This is a genomic window from Actinoplanes rectilineatus (assembly GCF_000962825.1).
Taxonomy (GTDB): Bacteria; Actinomycetota; Actinomycetes; order Mycobacteriales; family Micromonosporaceae; genus Actinoplanes; species Actinoplanes rectilineatus.
In genome coordinates this window covers 14,340-31,474 of record NZ_JZKF01000013.1, presented here as the reverse complement: position 1 = coordinate 31,474, position 17,135 = coordinate 14,340, and the positions used below count along the sequence as shown (strand labels likewise).

The 17,135-nt window shown below is 72.1% G+C and carries 14 protein-coding genes; 8 read left to right on the top strand and 6 right to left on the bottom strand.

Annotation, left to right across the window (positions count from 1 at the left end; all coding sequences use genetic code 11):
• Nucleotides 1–150 precede the first annotated feature (150 nt).
• Nucleotides 151–921 (top strand): DUF5995 family protein, encoded by a 771-nt coding sequence (locus tag WH85_RS12675; protein WP_045742019.1) that lies wholly within the window; start codon nt 151–153, stop codon nt 919–921.
• A gap of 5 nt (nt 922–926) precedes the next feature.
• Here WH85_RS12675 and WH85_RS12670 read toward each other — a convergent pair whose 3' ends face one another.
• Nucleotides 927–2,378, bottom strand: coding sequence for a sensor histidine kinase (locus tag WH85_RS12670; protein ID WP_045742018.1), 1,452 nt, complete (start codon nt 2,376–2,378; stop codon nt 927–929).
• A complete protein-coding gene (locus WH85_RS12665; RefSeq protein ID WP_063775502.1) occupies nt 2,371–3,069 on the bottom strand; it encodes a response regulator transcription factor in 699 nt (232 codons plus the stop codon). The genes WH85_RS12670 and WH85_RS12665 overlap by 8 nt, the downstream gene beginning before the upstream one ends.
• 76 nt (nt 3,070–3,145) lie before the next feature.
• On the opposite strand from WH85_RS12665, the gene WH85_RS12660 reads away from it, so the two are divergent.
• Both WH85_RS12660 and WH85_RS12655 read left to right on the top strand, forming a co-directional pair.
• Nucleotides 3,146–3,946, top strand: coding sequence for an endonuclease/exonuclease/phosphatase family protein (locus WH85_RS12660; protein WP_045742016.1), 801 nt, complete (start codon nt 3,146–3,148; stop codon nt 3,944–3,946).
• A 269-nt stretch (nt 3,947–4,215) separates the two neighbouring features.
• Nucleotides 4,216–5,238: a glutathione S-transferase family protein gene (locus WH85_RS12655; protein WP_045742015.1), complete on the top strand. Its 1,023-nt coding sequence runs from the start codon at nt 4,216–4,218 to the stop codon at nt 5,236–5,238.
• 1,090 nt (nt 5,239–6,328) lie between these two features.
• Here WH85_RS12655 and WH85_RS12650 read toward each other — a convergent pair.
• On the bottom strand, nt 6,329–6,841 hold the full coding sequence (locus tag WH85_RS12650; protein WP_245673914.1) for a MarR family winged helix-turn-helix transcriptional regulator: 513 nt from the start codon (nt 6,839–6,841) through the stop codon (nt 6,329–6,331).
• 89 nt (nt 6,842–6,930) lie between these two features.
• Here WH85_RS12650 and WH85_RS48635 point away from each other — a divergent pair, with 89 nt between their 5' ends.
• The 5 genes from WH85_RS48635 to WH85_RS12625 all read left to right on the top strand — a co-directional run bounded on the left by WH85_RS48635 (nt 6,931) and on the right by WH85_RS12625 (nt 15,897).
• Complete coding sequence (locus WH85_RS48635; protein WP_083448960.1) at nt 6,931–8,235, top strand: DMT family transporter; 1,305 nt, start codon at nt 6,931–6,933, stop codon at nt 8,233–8,235.
• Between the two features lie 339 nt (nt 8,236–8,574).
• Nucleotides 8,575–11,157 (top strand): DUF5691 domain-containing protein, encoded by a 2,583-nt coding sequence (locus WH85_RS12640; protein ID WP_052720387.1) that lies wholly within the window; start codon nt 8,575–8,577, stop codon nt 11,155–11,157.
• 147 nt (nt 11,158–11,304) lie between these two features.
• Nucleotides 11,305–12,366 (top strand): ATP-binding protein, encoded by a 1,062-nt coding sequence (locus WH85_RS12635; RefSeq protein WP_045742012.1) that lies wholly within the window; start codon nt 11,305–11,307, stop codon nt 12,364–12,366.
• Nucleotides 12,359–14,749, top strand: a complete 2,391-nt coding sequence (locus WH85_RS12630) for a DUF5682 family protein (protein WP_045742011.1) — start codon at nt 12,359–12,361, stop codon at nt 14,747–14,749. The genes WH85_RS12635 and WH85_RS12630 overlap by 8 nt, the downstream gene beginning before the upstream one ends.
• Complete coding sequence (locus tag WH85_RS12625) at nt 14,746–15,897, top strand: VWA domain-containing protein (RefSeq protein ID WP_245673913.1); 1,152 nt, start codon at nt 14,746–14,748, stop codon at nt 15,895–15,897. Before WH85_RS12630 ends, WH85_RS12625 begins: the two co-directional genes overlap by 4 nt.
• On the opposite strand, the gene WH85_RS12620 is transcribed toward WH85_RS12625, so the two are convergent.
• The 3 genes from WH85_RS12620 to WH85_RS12610 all read right to left on the bottom strand — a co-directional run bounded on the left by WH85_RS12620 (nt 15,894) and on the right by WH85_RS12610 (nt 16,963).
• Nucleotides 15,894–16,202, bottom strand: a complete 309-nt coding sequence (locus tag WH85_RS12620; protein WP_045742009.1) for a hypothetical protein — start codon at nt 16,200–16,202, stop codon at nt 15,894–15,896. The genes WH85_RS12625 and WH85_RS12620 overlap by 4 nt on opposite strands.
• Entirely contained in the window at nt 16,199–16,624 is a 426-nt protein-coding gene (locus tag WH85_RS52230) for an AbrB/MazE/SpoVT family DNA-binding domain-containing protein (protein WP_211275354.1), read from the bottom strand. Before WH85_RS52230 ends, WH85_RS12620 begins: the two co-directional genes overlap by 4 nt.
• A 96-nt stretch (nt 16,625–16,720) precedes the next feature.
• Nucleotides 16,721–16,963: a hypothetical protein gene (locus tag WH85_RS12610; RefSeq protein WP_045742008.1), complete on the bottom strand. Its 243-nt coding sequence runs from the start codon at nt 16,961–16,963 to the stop codon at nt 16,721–16,723.
• Between the last annotated feature and the right edge of the window lie 172 nt (nt 16,964–17,135).

Below are 17,135 nucleotides of genomic sequence, written 5' to 3'. Positions count from 1 at the left end.
GACATACGTACGTCAAATACGTCGTTCTACGGATCCCCCTGACGTACCCCTGCTGGAAGTCTGAGGCCACGGGGGAGCACCGCCCGGGGGCCACAGCCTCCGGGCGGTGCTGGGGGCCCTCCGACTTCTGCATCACCCACGGAGGATCCGATGACCCAGCCCATCTGGGGCCCTGTTCAGCAGGAGATGTCCGACCTGCTGCGGCGGCATCCCGACGACGTGCCCGGCGTGGTCGAGCAACTGGCCGGACTGCAGGACGTCCTGTGCCGCGTCCCGCCGCTGCTGCACGGCAACCCGCTTGCCGATTTCAACAAGCTCTACCTGACCATCACCGAGAACGTCCTGGAACGCCTGTACGCCGGGCGCTTCAAGGACCCGGCGTTCCTGTCCCGCCTGGACGTGGAGTTCGCCGCCCGGTACTTCGACGCACTGCGGTACTGGACCGAGGCGAGCCCGTCCTGCCCCGGCGTCTGGGCCGGCCTGTTCTGCCGCGTTCCGGGACCCGACCAGCGCCCACTGCCGTCCGCGGTCGCCGGCGTCAACGCGCACATCAACTTCGACCTGCCGTTCGCGCTGGTCACCACGTTCGACCACCTGGGCACCGACCCGATCGACGGCAGCGACCAGCACGAGGACTACCTGCAGGTCAACGACATCTTCGCCGAGGAGATCCCCGGTCTGCGCCGCGGTTACCTGGACCGGTGGCAGCTGCTCATCGACACGATGAACGGTGACCTGGACGACTGGTGGCAGGGCGAGATGGTGGAGTACACCCGGAACGTCGCGTGGCGCAACGCCCAGAAGATCTGGTCGATCCGGCACGACCAGCTCGCCCTGGACAAGCAGCGGCGGCGCCTCGACTCGACCGCCACCGGCCTGGGCAAACTCCTGCTCTCACCGTTCGCCGACTTCCTGCAGTAACCCCGTCACCCGGACGCGAGGGGCAGCTCCACGGTGAACATCGCGCCGCCTTCCGGGGCGTGACCCGCCTCGATGACACCACCGAGCCTCGTCACCAACCGGGCCGCCAGCGCCAGGCCGAGCCCGCTGCCGACAGCGCGGACCCCGCGGTACCGCCGGTTCAGCTCACCCCGCTGGAACGCCACCGCCAGATCGTCGTCGGTGAACCCGGGGCCACCGTCCCGGACCTCGAGGATCGCACCGTGTGTACCGGCCCGGACCGCCAGGACCAGCGGCGCACCGGCCGGAACCACCCGCAGCGCGTTCTCGCAGAGACCGTCGAGCACCTGCCGGATCCGGCCGGGATCGGTGTCCACCACGACCGGCCCGGACGGCGTCTCCACGGTCAGCACCGGACCCCCGTCGCCGCACCGTGACCGCCAGGCCCGGCCGGCCTCCCGGACCAGCTCCACCAGGTCGACCGGCAGCACGTCGATCGGCAGGTCGGCCGCCTCCAGCCGGGACAACACCAACAGATCCGAGATCAGCCGGTCCAGCCGCTCCGCCTCGCCGAGCACGGTCCGACCCGCCTCGGTGGTGCCGTCCCCCGCGATCACACCGTCGGCGAGCGCCTCCGCGTAACCACGGATCGTCGCGAGCGGGGTCCGCAACTCGTGCGAGACGGAGAGCAGGAACTCCCGCTCACGACCCTCGCTGGTCTGCAACGCCTCGGTGAGCTGGTCGAACGCGTCGGCAAGACGGACCGCCTCGGTGGGACCGGTGCGGGACAGCCGCACCGAACGGTCCCCGGCGGAGAGCCGGCCGGCGGCGGCCGCGGCCTGCTCGACCGGCCGCACGACCACCCGGGCCAGCAGGGCGCCGGCCGCGATGCCGCCGGCCAGCCCGGCCAGCAGGGCCAGCCAGAGGCCGCCGAGCGCGCGGGCCGCGGTGCCCGAGGAGACCGTCCGGGTGAGAACGATCCCGTCACCGGAATTCCGTGGACCGGCGTTGTCATCGTCGTCGTTCGGCGTATCGCCACCGCCGGAGTTCTGTGGGAAGGGTTGTCCTCCGGTCTCCGGGCTCGGCCCTCCGGCGGCCGTCGGGAAAGGCCGTCCTCCGGCGAAGGAGGGACGGCCGTCCACCAGGCCGAAAGCGTCGACGCTCCGGCCCGCCGCCACCTGTTTCACCACCCGGTCGGGAAGCCCGGGACGGTCGGGTTCGCCCCGCCGGATCAGGTAGATCTCGACGCCCTCGGCACGCAGACCCGCGACGACGGCGGCCCGGGACCCGGCCGGTTCGCGCGCCAACAGGGCCGCCACGAACGCCGCCCGCTCCTGCAGATCCGTGCGGACCTGCAGGTTCACCGTGCGGACCGCGGTCAGCACGCCGACCGTCCCGGTCATGAGCACCGCGATCACCGTGGTGGCCGCGGTGACCAGCACGGTCCGCCCGGCCAGGCTCCGCGGCCGTCTAGGCATCGGCGGTGTACCCGACGCCGCGGACCGTCCGGATCACCGCGGACGCCTCGCCGAGCTTCGCCCGCACCTGGGCCACGTGCACGTCGACCGTACGGGTTCCGGCATGCGAGGCGTACCCCCAGACCGCGGCCAGCAACTCCTCCCGCGTGAACACCCGCCCGGGCCGGCCCAGCAGGTGGGCGAGCAGGTCGAATTCGGTCGCGGTCAACATCAGCGGGCGGCCCTCGACAGCCGCTGTCCGGCGCTCCGGGTCAAGCGTCAACGGGCCCAGGGTGCGTACCCGCTCGGAGGCCGCCGTCACGGCCGCGCGCCGCAGCAGCGCCTTGACCCGGGTGACCAGCTCGCGCGGGCTGAACGGCTTGGTGACGTAGTCGTCGCCACCCAGCTCCAGCCCGACGATCCGGTCCACCTCGTCGTCCCTCGCGGTCAGGAAGACCACCGGCGTCCAGTCGTCGTCGGCCCGCAACCGGCGGCAGACCTCGGTGCCGTCCATCCCGGGCAGTGCGATGTCGAGGATGCAGACGACCGGCCGGAGCCGGCGGGCGGCGGCCAGCCCCGCGATGCCGTCGTGCTCGACCTGTACTCCGAAACCCTCCCGGCTCAGGTACAGCCTGACGAGATCGGCGATCGGCCGCTCGTCCTCGACCACCAGGACCAGTCCCCTGCTCGGCGTGTCCGTCACGGAACACATCATGCCGCCGGAACACTGCCGGCGGCGTATGGCGCTCGGCCTCCGAAGGCCGCGTGCGACGACTACCGTCGATGGCATGCGGGTGATGACGTGGAACGTCTGGTGGCGCTTCGGCGGGAACTGGCGGGACCGGCGGCACGGCATCGCGCAGACCGTCGCCGCGTGCCGGCCGGATCTGCTGGGGCTGGTCGAGGCCTGGTCCGGCGCCGGCACCGACCAGGCGCGGGAACTGGCCGCACCGCACCGCATGCACGCCGTCTGGGCGCCCTCCGGGCTGCCGCCGGAACCGGACCCCGCGGAGTACGCCGACCAGGCCGGCATTGCGATCGGAATCGGACTGGTCAGCCGTTGGCCGATCCGGGCCACGGAACTCACCGACCTGCCCAATCCGCAGCGCGGTGGCGTCCCGCCCCGGGCACTGCTGGCCACCGTGGACCATCCGGCCGGACCGCTGCACGTCATCACGGCGTGCACCGAGTGGGAGCCCCGGTACGCCGCCGACCACCGGGCACAGTGCGCAGCCCTCGCGGACCTCGCCACCGACCGGCGCCTGGACGGGGACCTGCCGGTGCTGCTGATCGGGGACCTGAACGTCGCACCGGACCAGCCGGAGTTCGCACCCCTGGCAGCGACCATGACCGACACCTGGGTGGCGGGCGGCGGCGACCCGGCGGCGGTCACCCTGGACTCGGCCGTGCCGTTCGCCCCCGTCGAGGCGGTGAAACAACTCGACCGGCGGATCGACCACATCCTGGCCCGGCCGGGCCGACCTGGGTCGCCGGTACGGGTGGAAAAGGCCTTCCTCGCCGGGCACCACCCCATCGCCGACGTGCTGCCCTCCGACCACTACGCGGTGGTCACCGATATCCCACTCTGAACGGGAACGCTCCCAAAGGCCCGAAAGCGCCCTCTGCCTCGTGCTATAAAAGCGAGCGGGTTCCGGTCCGAACCGGTCACAAGCGGACGTCACCCGACGACGGCCCGTCCTACCGGCGGCCACGCGGGCCGCCCCATGAGCCGGGCGAGGCGTCGAGCACGGGGGGATGCCTCGCCCACCACTTCCTCCGACGGCCGGGCTTTGACGCGTACCCCCAAAGATCTTGGTTTAGGGGTGAGACGACGGCGGACCGTGGGAAGGATGGAGACATGGCCTACGTGAATCCGTCGGGCGAGTTCACCCGCGACCAGCGATACATCGGCACCAGGATCACCGCGGACGGGCGGGACGGCTATCCGGTGGAACCCGGGCGGTACCGGCTGGTGGTGAGCCGGGCCTGCCCGTGGGCCAACCGGTCGATCATCGTGCGGCGGCTGCTCGGCCTCGAGGACGTGCTGTCGATGGGCATCGCCGGGCCCACCCACGACGAGCGGAGCTGGACCTTCGACCTGGATCCGGGCGGACGCGACCCGGTGCTGGGCATCGAACGGCTGCAGGAGGCGTTCTTCGCACGGTTCCCGGACTACGACAAGGGGATCACCGTCCCGGCGATCGTGGACGTGCCCAGCGGACAGGTGGTCACCAACGACTTCGCCCAGATCACCCTGGACCTGTCCCTGGAGTGGACGGCATTCCACCGGGACGGGGCACCGCAGCTGTACCCGCCGCACCTGCGGGACGAGATCGACGAGGTCAACGACGGGGTGTTCCGGGACGTCAACAACGGGGTGTACCGGGCCGGGTTCGCGGGGACGCAGGACGCCTACGAGAAGGCCTACGACCGGTTGTTCGGCCGGCTCGACGCCCTGTCGGCACGACTGTCCTCGCAGCGGTACCTGGTCGGGGACACGATCACCGAGGCGGACGTCCGGCTGTTCACGACGCTGGCCCGGTTCGACGCGGTCTACCACGGACACTTCAAGTGCAACCGGTCCAAGCTGGCCGAGATGCCGACGCTGTGGGCGTACGCACGAGACCTGTTCCAGACGCCCGGCTTCGGCGACACGACCGATTTCGATCACATCAAGCGGCACTACTACGAGGTGCACCGCGACATCAACCCGACCGGGATCGTCCCCAAGGGCCCGGACCTGAGCGGCTGGCTGACCCCGCACGGTCGCGAGAGCCTGGGCGGACGGCCGTTCGGTGACGGCACTCCCCCGCTGCCGCCGAGCCCGGCCGAGACGGTGCCGCCCGCCCACACTCCCTCAATGCCACTCGGCTCAAGTTGACCTCGAGGAATGCCCCGATGCCCCGATGCCGCGATGCCCCGATGCCGCGACAGGCGGCTGAGCTGCGCCGATGCGGCTGCCACCGTCGACGGCCGCACGAGTCGCCGCAGCGAGGAGGGCCGCATGGCTCCTGGTCACCTCCTTGATCAACTTGAGCTGAGTGGCAACGGGCGGTTCCGAGCCGTCGATGGTGGCCGACCGGCGTTACCGGGTGAGCCGTAGGCGACGGCCGCGCGGCAGCCACGAACGACAGTCGACCGGCTTACGGGACAGCCCCCGGTTCTACTCGTCGCCCACGGAGCAGTGTTGATCAATCGCCCGCCGTGTCTCCGAGGCCACGGGCACCAGAAACAGCAGAGCGGCGGCGGGCGATTGATCGACTACGGCCCATCCGCCCGCCGATCCCCGCAGGACAGCCCTGGACGACGGCTCGGAGCAGTCAGCCGTCCTCCACGGCTCTCTTCGGGACCGTAACCGAGCCGTGGACGACGGCTCGGAGCGCCCAGCCGTTCGACACGGCTCGTTCTCGGCCGGAAACGAGCCGTGGACGACGGCTCGGCCGGCCGGGCCGTCAACCGTGGTCCACAGATGAGCCGACAACAGCCGTGGGCGACGGCCGGGCAGCCCGCAATGCCACACCACTTGAGTTGATCTTGAGAGTGATCCGATGCCGCGACAACGACTGAGCTGCGATGGCCGCCGGAGTAGCCGCGGCGAGGCGGATCGCATGGACCCTGGCCAGCAGCTTGATCAGCTCAAGCCGAGTGGCATCGCACACCCCTAGACACGTTTCGTGGTCAGGGTGCGAAGCCCATCCGTGTGGTGATTTCGGGCGCGCTGGACGCCCCAATTCACCACACCCCTGGTGGTGTGGTGAATACGGGCGCGCTGAGCGCCCGAAATCACCACGCTGTTGTGAGTGTGGTGAATTGGGGCGCGCTGAGCGCCCGAAATCACCACGCTGTTGTGGGTGTGGTGAATTGGGGCGCGCTGAGCGCCCGAAATCACCACGCTGTTGTGGGTGTGGTGAATACGGGCGCGCTGAGCGCCCGAAATCACCACAGAGGCAGACCCTGACTGCAGAAGGTGTCTAGCTCCCGGCCTCGGGGCGCGCCGCCTCGCCCTCCGGAGCGAGGAGCGTGCGGAGCAGCTCGGCGAGCTGGTCGCGCCGGGGCTGCGGCAGGTGGGACAGCAGGCGCTGCTGTTCGGCCAGGCCGGCGGCGACGGCCTCGTCGGCGACCGTGCGGCCCCGGGCGGTCAGGCGGACCAGGACGCCGCGGCGGTCGTGCGGGTCGGGGGAACGGGTCACCAGGGTGGCCTTCTCCAGGCGGTCCAGGCGGGCCGTGGTGCCGCCGGTGCTGAGCATCATGGACGCGGCCAGGGCGCCCGGGGACAGCTCGAAGGGTTCGCCGGCGCGGCGCAGGGTGGCCAGCACGTCGAACTCGGCCCGGCTGATGTGGAAGCGGGCGTATGCCTTCTCGGTGGCGTCGCCGGCCAGCCGGGCCAGGCGGTAGATGCGCCCGAAGACGCCCATCGCCTCGGTGTCCAGGTCGGGGCGTTCGCGGGACCACTGGTCCAGGATGCGGTCGATGTCGTCGGTCACGATCCCACTTTTCTTGATGACGAGCTTCTCGACAAGGTTTATCTTGATGTCGAGATACTTTATGTCGAGGCAGTTGAGGGAGTAGAGCCATGCGGATCCTGGCGATCACCGCGCTCACCCCGGCGGTGTGGGGCACCACCTACGCTGTGACCACCGAGCTCCTGCCACCGGGACGACCGTTGCTGAGCGGGCTGCTCCGCGCCCTGCCGGCCGGGCTCGTCCTGCTGGCGGTCACCCGTGAGCTGCCGAAAGGGCACTGGTGGTGGCGGGCGGCAGTCCTCGGAACGCTCAACATCGGGATCTTCTTCGCACTGCTGTTCGTCAGCGCCTACCGTCTCCCGGGCGGCATGGCGGCGGTGCTCGGAGCGGTGCAGCCACTCATCGTGGCCGGCCTGACCGTGCTGCTGCTGACGGAACGGGTCGCGGTGCGTACCGTGATCGCGGGTCTGATCGGCGCCGCAGGCGTGGCCCTCGCGGTGCTGACCGCGACCGCCCGGCTCGACCCGGTCGGGGTCCTCGCCGGACTCGCCGGAGCCGCCTCGATGGCGCTCGGACTGGTCCTCACCAAACGCTGGGGACGCCCCTCGGTGTCGCTGCTGACCGCCACCGGCTGGCAACTCACCGCCGGCGGACTGGTGCTGCTGCCGGTGACCCTGCCGGTGGAAGGCCTGCCCGGGTCGTTGACGGCCGGCAACGTGGCCGGTTACGCCTACCTGTCGCTGGTCGGGACGGCTCTCGCGTACACCCTCTGGTTCCGGGGTCTGGAAAAGCTCCCGGCCGCGCGGGTGTCCCTGCTCAACCTGCTGTCACCGCTGGTCGCGACCCTGATCGGCTGGGCGGCGCTGGGACAGGCCCTGACCCCGGTGCAGGTCGCCGGGATGGTGGTCGCGTTCGCGGCCGTCGTGTGGGGACAGTCAGCTCAGGTCAGCGTTGGTCACCACACGACGCTCGAACCCGGTCCGCGCGGCCTGCAACATGCCACGCCCGATCGCGTCGGTGGTGGTGACGTGGTTCGGCAGGACACGCCGCAGGAACGGGACCAGCGGGGCGGTGACCGTGTACGCGGTGTTGTACCAACCGGTCCGCGACCGGACACCGTGGGTCGGCTGGATGAAACCGGGGCGGAAGGCGTACCCGTTGCGGAACATCGCCATCACCTCGTCCTCGGTGCGGGCCTTGACCCGCGCCCACATCAGCCGGCTGCTCGCACCGGTGCCGCTGCCCGAGACGTAGACGAAGGTCATGTCCGGGGCCAGCGGAGCGAGAACACGGGCCGCGGCCATCGGGAAGTCGTAGGAGACCCGGGTGTAGGCGGCCTCGTCCATGCCCACCGAGGACACCCCCAGACAGTAGAAGCAGGCGTCGTACCCGCCCAGCTCCCTCGCGATCGGTGACAGATCGGCGAAGTCGGCGAGCGTCACCTCCCGCAGCCGCGGATGGCTGACCCCGGTCGGCGTCCGGGTGACCACGAGGACCTCGGTCACGTCCGGCGCGAGCAGACACTCCCGCAACACGCCCTGACCGACCATCCCGGTCGCCCCGAACACGATCACCCGCATGGCCGCCCCCGCCGTAGAGAAAACGTCGCACCCCGCCTCTAGGGTCTCATCGTGCCCCGCGAACGACGGTCGACAACCACGGTCCCGGCGTCGACAAATACGGTCCCGGCATCGACAGACACGGTCCCGGCGGAGAAACGCGCCCGGGACCGCGCTGACCGGGTGGCCCGGGGCATGTCCGAGCTGGGGCGCTGGCTCGACGACCAGGTTCTCGCCGGACTCGCCGGGCTCGCCCGGTCCGGCCGGCAGGCGTTCGAGCCGATGGCGGCCCGGCTGGTCGACGCGCAGGCGCCCGGGGCGGCCGCGATGGTCCGCCGGCTGGGCGACCTCGCGGGCACCGGTCCGCAGTGGGCCGACCGGATGCTGGGCGAGATGGCGCTGCTGCGGCTGCTGGTCTCCGGCCACGAGCGGCTCGCCCTTCTCGACCCGGCCACGGCGGCCACGGTCCGCGCCCGGATCGGTTTCCCGACCACGGCCGAGGAGGTTCTGGCCGGTCCGCACGTCGTCGACCAGTGGCAGGTGCTGGGGCGGGCCGAGAGCGAGGACGGGGTGCTGACCACCCGGCGGACCTGGCTGCACGGGGTGGAGAGCGGCCGGTTCGCGCTGGTCATGGCGTTTGCCGCACCCGGGCGGCCACTGGTCGACGATCTCGTGCCGGGGACGGGATTCCGAGGTGGGCTGGCCTTCCATCCCGGGTCGGGGTCGCTGCGTGCGCTGGTCGCGGAGCGGTTCTCGGCGGCGGAGCCGTTCGGGGCGCCGGCGGGTGGGGGGTCGATCCGGGCGGGGTTGTCACGGTGGGCGTCGTTTCTCAGCCACCACCCTTGGGGGTACGAGTCAGCGATGCTGCTCGCGGATGTCACCCCGGGAGCCGGCCGCCCGTCAGTGGGTGACGATGGTGGACATCTCGTGGATGCCGAGGGTGCCGCTCTTCCGCTCGCGCCGGGGTTCCGGGAGCCGTGGTGGCTGCTCGCCGCGGCGGGTGGGCGGCCGGCGACGGTGGCGGCCGAGTGGTCGCCGGACGGGTTGCGACCGCTCGCGGCCTGGGTGGACGGCGAGTTCGTGCCGGTGGGGGCGCCGGCGCCGGACCCGGGAGCGGTCCGGGAGCCTGAGCTGCCGGCGGCACTGCTGGCGGCGGCCCTGGTGGGGACCGGACGGCGCCCGTGGACGGGCGATCCGGTGCGGAGCGGGTCGTCGACGATCCGCCTCCGCACCGCGGACGAATCACCGGTGGACGGGGCGGGCGGGCTGCTGGCCGCAGCGGCGGTGGCGCTGGTCAGCCGGCGGGCGGGGATCCTGCCCGGGCGGGGTCGGGTGCCGGTTCCGGCCGCGCCGCCGGAGGACACTCCGCTGCTACCCGCGGCGGCTGGACGGCGGCTTGCGCTGATTCTGAACGGGGCGGCTCCCGGCGGCGGGCACCTGGAGCGCGAACTCCTGGCGCAGTGGCTGGCAGCGGCCGCGGATCGGGGTGGCCGTGTCCCTCCGGTGCTGCTGCCGGCGCTGCTCACGGCGGGCCGCCGGGACACGTCGATCCGCGCCGGCCTGGCCCGGGTCGCCGGGCGCCGGGGCCGGTGGCTCGCCGCGCAGCGCCCGGAATGGCAGTGGCTGCTCGACGAGGCCCAGCCCGGACCGGCCGGCGACTGGCACACCGCCGGCACACCCGAACGACTCGGTCACCTGGTGGCGCTGCGCCACACCGATCCCGGCCGAGCCCGGGAACTCGTCGCCGGCACCTGGGACGCTGATCCTCCGGAGGTCCGTGCCCGTTTCCTCACGGCCTTCGCCACCGGGCTCACCCTCGACGACGAACCGCTGCTGGAGAACGCGCTCGACGACCCACACACGGAGGTCCGTGACGCCGCACGGGAACACCTCCGCCGGCTGCCGGGCGCGGCACTCGGCCGCCGGATGGCCGAACGCGCTCATGCCGCGGTACGACTGGCCCCCACCGAACAGACCCGCCTCCGAGGAGGGCCGGCACCGACCGGACGGCCCCACACCCCGGCACGACCGGTCCCGGACGGGCAGGCCCATAGTCCGGAGCGGCTGGTCCCGGCCGAGCGGACCGAGCCGGTCGAGCGGGCCGGGGTCAACGGCCGGCGGCTCGTCGTCGAACCTCCCCGGGAGGTGGATCGTCAGCTGCGGCGGGACGGGGTGGGTGCGGCGCCGCCCCGGGGGCTCGGGGCCGGGGCCTGGCTGCTCGAGGAAGTGTTGGCCGGGACTCCGCTGGCGTCCTGGGCAGCGCTGACACCGGCCGGGTGGTTGCGGGCTGCGCGTGGCAACGACTGGGCTGCTCCCCTGCTGCACGGCTGGGCCAGGGCCGCGGTGGCGCAACGGGACTCGACCTGGGCGTCCACCCTGCTCACCGATGAAGGCGGGGCCCTGCGGGAGGCCGTGCGCTGGGATCTGCACCTGGTGTTGCCGCCGGGTGATCTGGCCCGGCTTGCCGTGACCGCTCTTCGGGCTGAGGACGGTTCCGCCAACCGGCTGCTCGCTCTGCACCCGGGTCGGTGGCCGGACGGGCTCACCGACGCCATTCTGGACTCGATCACCGCGCGGGCCCGTACCGACCGGCACACCTGGCAACTCGGCGAACTGTGCCGGCTGGCCGCGGTCGCGGCGCCGCCGGAACGTGCCGGCCGGGTCGTGCGGCTCGCCGCCGAACTGGGGCAGACGCTCGACCCGTCGCGGGTCCGGCCGGTCGCCGACCTGGCCCGCGCCCTCACCTTCCGCCACGAGATGTTCGAGGAACTCCGATGACCGTCACCCGCCACGAGATGTTCGAGGGGTTCCGATGACTGCCTTCCGTTACGGGACGTCCGAGCAGTTCCGGCGACCGCCGGCCACCACGGCGGCCCGGCCGGCTCCGGACGCCGCCGTCCACCACACCGTCCTCGAGGAGTTCCGGTGACCGCACTGCGACCGCACGCCGAGGACCAGTATGCGGCGGAACTGGCCCGGCTCGCCGCCGCCGACGACCGGCCGCGGCCGCCGGGCTGGCGGCTGTCGCCGCAGGCCGTCGTCACCTATCTGCTGGGGTACGGCCGCGAGGTGACACCGAAGTACGTCGGACCGCGCCGGCTGATCGAGGTGGCCGTCGCGACGCTCGCCACCGACCGTGCGCTGCTGCTGCTCGGCGTGCCCGGCACGGCGAAGACCTGGGTGTCCGAGCATCTGGCGGCGGCGATCTCCGGTGACTCCACGCTGCTGGTGCAGGGGACGGCCGGAACAGCCGAGGAGGCCATCCGGTACGGGTGGAACTATGCCCGGCTGCTCGCCGACGGCCCCAGTGACGCCGCCCTGGTCGCCGGGCCGATCATGCGGGCCATGCGGACCGGGGCGATCGCCCGGCTGGAGGAGCTGACCCGGGTGCCGTCCGACGTGCAGGACGCGCTGATCACCATTCTGTCCGAGAAGACGCTTCCCGTGCCGGAGCTGGGTACCGAGGTGCAGGCGCAACGCGGCTTCAACCTGATCGCCACCGCCAACGATCGGGACCGCGGGGTGAACGAGCTGTCCAGCGCCCTGCGACGGCGGTTCAACACGGTCGTGCTGCCGATGCCGGCGTCCGCCGACGCCGAGGTGGAGATCGTCGTGCGGCGGGTGGCGCAGCTCGGCGCCGCCCTGGAACTACCGGATGTGCCGCCCGCGCTGGAGGAGATCCGCCGGGTGGTGACGATCTTCCGGGAGCTGCGTTCCGGGATCACCGAGGATGGGCGTACCCGGCTGAAATCGCCGACCGGAACCCTCTCCACCGCCGAGGTCATCTCCGTGGTGACCGGCGGGATGGCGCTCGCAGCCCATTTCGGCGACGGAACGCTGCGGCCCGGTGACGTGGCGGCCGGCATCGTCGGCGCGGTGGTCCGGGATCCGGTCTCCGACGACGTCGTCTGGCGCGAATACCTGGAGACGGTGGTCCGGGAGCGGTCCGGGTGGCGCGACTTCTACCGGGCCGCCCGCGATGCCTGAACGGTTCTACGGGATCCGCCATCACGGGCCGGGTTCGGCACGGGCGCTGCTGCGGGAACTCGACCGGGAACCGCCCGGAATCCTGCTCATCGAGGGGCCGCCGGAGGCCGGTGATCTGGTGCGCTGGGCGGCGGACGACGGTCTGCGCCCGCCGGTCGCGCTGCTGGGCTACGCGGTGGACGATCCGGGCCGGGCCGCTTTCTGGCCGTTCGCCGTCTTCTCCCCGGAATGGCAGGCCTTGCGGTGGGCGGTCAGGCGCGGCGTTCCGGTGCGTTTCTTCGATCTACCGTACGCGTACCGCATCGTCGCGCAGCCCGAGGCGAATGCACCCGAGCCCGAGCCCGATCAACCGCCGCAGCCGGTGGATCCGCGCGGGGAGACGGCGGCGTCCGGGACTGATCAGCTTCTCCGGCCGATGGATCCGATCGGGGAGTTGGCCGCGGCGGCCGGGTACGACGATCCGGAACGCTGGTGGGAGGACGTCGTGGAGCATCGCGGCGTGCCGGCCTTCGCGGCGATCACGGAGGCGATGACGGCGATCCGCGAGGTGTCCCCGGAGGCGCCGGACGACCTGCTGCGCGAGGCCCACATGCGGACGGTGCTGCGGGCGGAACGCCGCCGCCACAGTGACATCGCCGTGGTCTGCGGGGCCTGGCACGTGCCGGCTCTCCTGCGCAGGTCGACGGCGAAGGACGACACCGCGCTGCTCAGGGGTCTCCGCAAGGGGAGGGTGGCGTTCACCTGGGTGCCGTGGACGTACGGGCGTCTCGCCTCCTGGTCCGGGTACGGCGCCGGGGTCCGCTCCCCCGGCTGGTACCACCACCTGTTCACCGCGGGCGGTGAAACCACGGACGACGGCCTACCGGGCGACAGCGCCACGAGCACGGATCGAAGCAAGACGGACCAGAGCAGCCCGGATCGGGACAGCCCGGATCGGGACAACGCGGACCGGAGCAGCCCGGACCTGGTGGTGGCCCGGTGGATGGTGGCGGCTGCGGGAGTACTGCGGGACGAAGGTGTGGCCACGTCCCCGGCGCACGTCATCGAGGCGACCCGGCTCGCCCAGGCGCTGGCCGCGCTCCGCGGGCGGCCCCTCGCCGGACTGGCCGAGGTCACCGAGGCGGCCGAGGCGGTGCTGTGCGACGGCGAACCGCTGCGCTCGGAGCTGATCGCGCGGCGGCTCGTGGTCGGGGAACGCCTCGGCACGGTGCCGGAGACGATGCCGGCCGTCCCGCTCGCCCGGGATCTGGCGGCGCAGCAGCGGAGCGTACGCCTGCGGCCGGATCCCGCCGGGCGTGATCTCGACCTCGACCTGCGGCGGGACACCGACCTACGGCGCAGTCGCCTGCTGCACCGGCTGCGCGTGCTGGACGTGCCGTGGGGCGAGCGTGCCCGGAACCGTCGCGGCACCGGCACGTTCCGGGAGGAGTGGCGTCTGTGCTGGCAGCCCGAGTTCGCGGTGCGGCTGGTCGAGGGCAGCATGTGGGGTTCCACGGTGGTGTCCGCCGCCACGGCCGTGGTCGCCCGCCGGGCCCGGGAGGCGGCGTCGCTGGCCGAGGTCACCGCACTGGTCGAGGTGTGCCTGCTGGCCGATCTGGACGAGGCGTACCCGCCGGTGCTCGCCGCCCTGGACGTTCGGGCCGCGCTCGACGCGGATGTGCTGCACCTGATGGCGGCACTGCCCGCCCTGGCGCGGACGCTGCGGTACGGCGACGTCAGGCGTACCCGGGAAGCGGGTTTGATCGGGGTGACCGCCGGGCTGGTGAGCAGGATCTGCGCCGGTCTGCCCGCCGCGGCCGGTTCGCTCTCCGACGAGGCCGCGCGGCAGGTGCGCGACGGCACGGACCGGGTGCACCAGGCGGTCGGTCTGCTCGCCGACGGGGGTCTGCGGGAGCGGTGGCTGGACACCGTCGCGGCGCTCGCCGTGCGTCCCGGCCTGCACGGTCTGCTCGCCGGGCGGCTGACGCGGCTGCTGCTGGACGCCGGTCGGCTGGATGCGGCCGAGGTGCGCCGTCGCCTGCGGTTGCCGTTGACCGGTGGGACGCCGCCCGCACACGCGGCCGCCTGGGTGGAGGGTTTCCTGGCCGGCGGCGGTCTGCTGCTGGTCCACGACGAGGCACTGCTCGCCCTGGTGGACGACTGGCTGGCGGAGATCCCGGCGGCGGCGTTCGACGGGGTGCTGCCCCTGTTGCGGCGCACGTTCGGCGGTTTCGACGCCGCGGAACGGCGGGCCATCGGGGAGCGGATCGCCGGCGGCACGGTCGGCGGAACCGGACGGGTGACCGAGATCGATCATGCGCGGGCGGTGTTGCCGGTGCCGGTGCTCGGTGCGTTGCTGGGTCTGGAGCTGGGGCTGGAGCCGATCATCGAGGAGTTCGCGTGACCGAACGGCGACGACGCTGGCGGATGGTGCTCGGCGCGCCCGCCGACGAACCGCTCGGCGCGGTGGAGGGCCGGGACCAGGCCATGGACGCGGCGCTGGCGGCGCTCTACGACACGGACCGGGCCGGGGAGCCGTCGCCGCGGTCGGCCGGGCTGGGCGGGTCGGCGCCCCGGGTGGCCCGCTGGCTCGGCGACATCCGGGAACATTTTCCCAGCACCGTCGTGCAGGTCATGCAGGCCGACGCGATCGAGCGGCTGGACCTGACCCGGCTGCTGCTCGAACCGGAGATGCTGGCCGCGGTCGAACCGGACGTCCACCTGGTCGGCACGCTGCTCTCCCTCAACCGGGTGATGCCGGCGACCGCCGTCGCGACGGCGCGGCAGGTCGTCCGGACCGTCGTCGAGCAGGTGGAGAGCCGGGTCGCCCAGCGGATGCGGACCGCGGTGACCGGGGCGCTCAACCGGGCGGCCCGGACCGGGCGGCCCCGGAGCGCTGACGTCGACTGGGACCGGACGATCCGCGCCAACCTGCGGCACTACCTGCCCGAGCATCGGACGGTGGTGCCGGAGCGACTGGTCGGGTACGCCCGGCGGACCACCGCCGTCCAGCGTGACGTGGTGCTCTGCGTGGACCAGTCCGGCTCGATGGCGTCGTCGGTGGTGTTCGCCGGTGTCTTCGCGGCGGTGCTGGCGTCGATCCGGTCGCTGCGGACGTCACTGGTCGTCTTCGACACCGCGGTGGTGGACCTGACCGAACAGCTCGGCGACCCGGTGGACGTGCTGTTCGGCACGCAGCTGGGTGGCGGAACGGACATCGGGCGGGCACTCGGGTACGCGCAGCAGCTGATCACCCGGCCCCGGGACAGCATCCTGGTGCTGATCAGCGACCTGTACGAGGGCGGGCCCCGGGAGGAGATGCTGCGGCGGGTGGCCGCGTTGACCGGGGCCGGCGTGCAGGTCGTGGTGTTGCTGGCGCTCTCCGACGAGGGCGCTCCGGCGTACGACCGGGAGAACGCCGCGGCGCTCGCCGCCCTGGGTGTCCCGGCGTTCGCGTGCACCCCGGACGCGTTCCCGGATCTGATGGCCGCCGCCATCGAACGCCGCGACCTGCAAACCTTCGCCGGCACGACGACGTCGGCCACTGCCTAAGGATTCTCGTAGATCCCGTGGCGGCCGATACGCCGCCATCTGACTGCCGTCTCACCGTCCACCTGGAAGAACTCGAAGGTGGCACGGCCGTCGGGACCTGAGAACGACCAGGTCATCTCCCAGATGCCGGTCGTCTTCAGCATCGGTTTGACCCTCAGGTTCGCAGGCCAGGACCGACCGGGGTCGGCCACATACGCCTCACACGCGGCGTTGAACCGAGGCATGAGAGCACGAAAGATACGTCGATGCTCGACCGGCATCGACTTCCAGTCGGTGGCGAATTCGTCGGTCTTGTCGAACTTCACTCTCCGAGATCCAGGCTATCCATGAAGTCGTCGACGTTCTCGTAGGTCGTGGTTCGCCCGGCAGCGATGTCGGCATCCGCCCGGCGCTCGCCCTCCTGCCACCGTTTTTCCCAGAACCACTGCTGGCTGGCTGGTATCGCGATGGTGGGACGAAGTTCCAGGACGCCGTCGCTGCGCTCGGTGATCTCCACCTGAGAGCCGGGCTCGTTGAGGCCGTAGCGCCTGCGAACTTCAGGCGGCAACGCCACGGTGCCACGGGATTGGACGGAGACGAAACCGTGGTAGCGGGTCGCCGCCCCGGGGTCCTGCCCGAACGCGCCACCAGTGAGGTCTTTGACGGTCCGCCGCACCGCCCTGACATTTCTCCTGCCGACGCTGCGTGAGCGCCGGCCGGCTCCCGTATCGCGCGGAGTCTCGTCCATTCATCGAGTATGCAGACCCCGATCCTCGCCGCCAAGCGGCATTGCTGCATTGCAGCAATGCCGCGCGAACCGACGCGGCCTGCGTGGGTCAGTGGGTCAGCTGGTCCAGCGCAGGAAGCGGTCGAAGAGCTCCGACGCCGGGGTGTGCGGCATGTCCCGGGCCGCCTCCTCGAGGTGGTCCCACATCAGGACCGCCAGTTCGATCCGGCCCAGACCGACCGCCAGGCGTTCCCGGGCCGGGTCGCACGGCCATGGCCGGCCGCACGACGTGCAGTCCCATGACGGCCGGGCCGGGACGTGTTCCGCCTGATCCTCGGCATGGCCGGTGGTCGCCGTCATAGGCGGTTCCGGAACGCAGCAGAGCGCACGAGGGCCTCCCCCTTCGGATCCGCCCGCCAGCGGACCCGTGTCCCAACACAGTGCGCGTGCATCGTTTCCGGGTCAACCGTGGGGGACGGTGGCTCCCTGTCCGGGTGACGGCGATCGTGCCATCGTGTCCGTGCCGATCGCC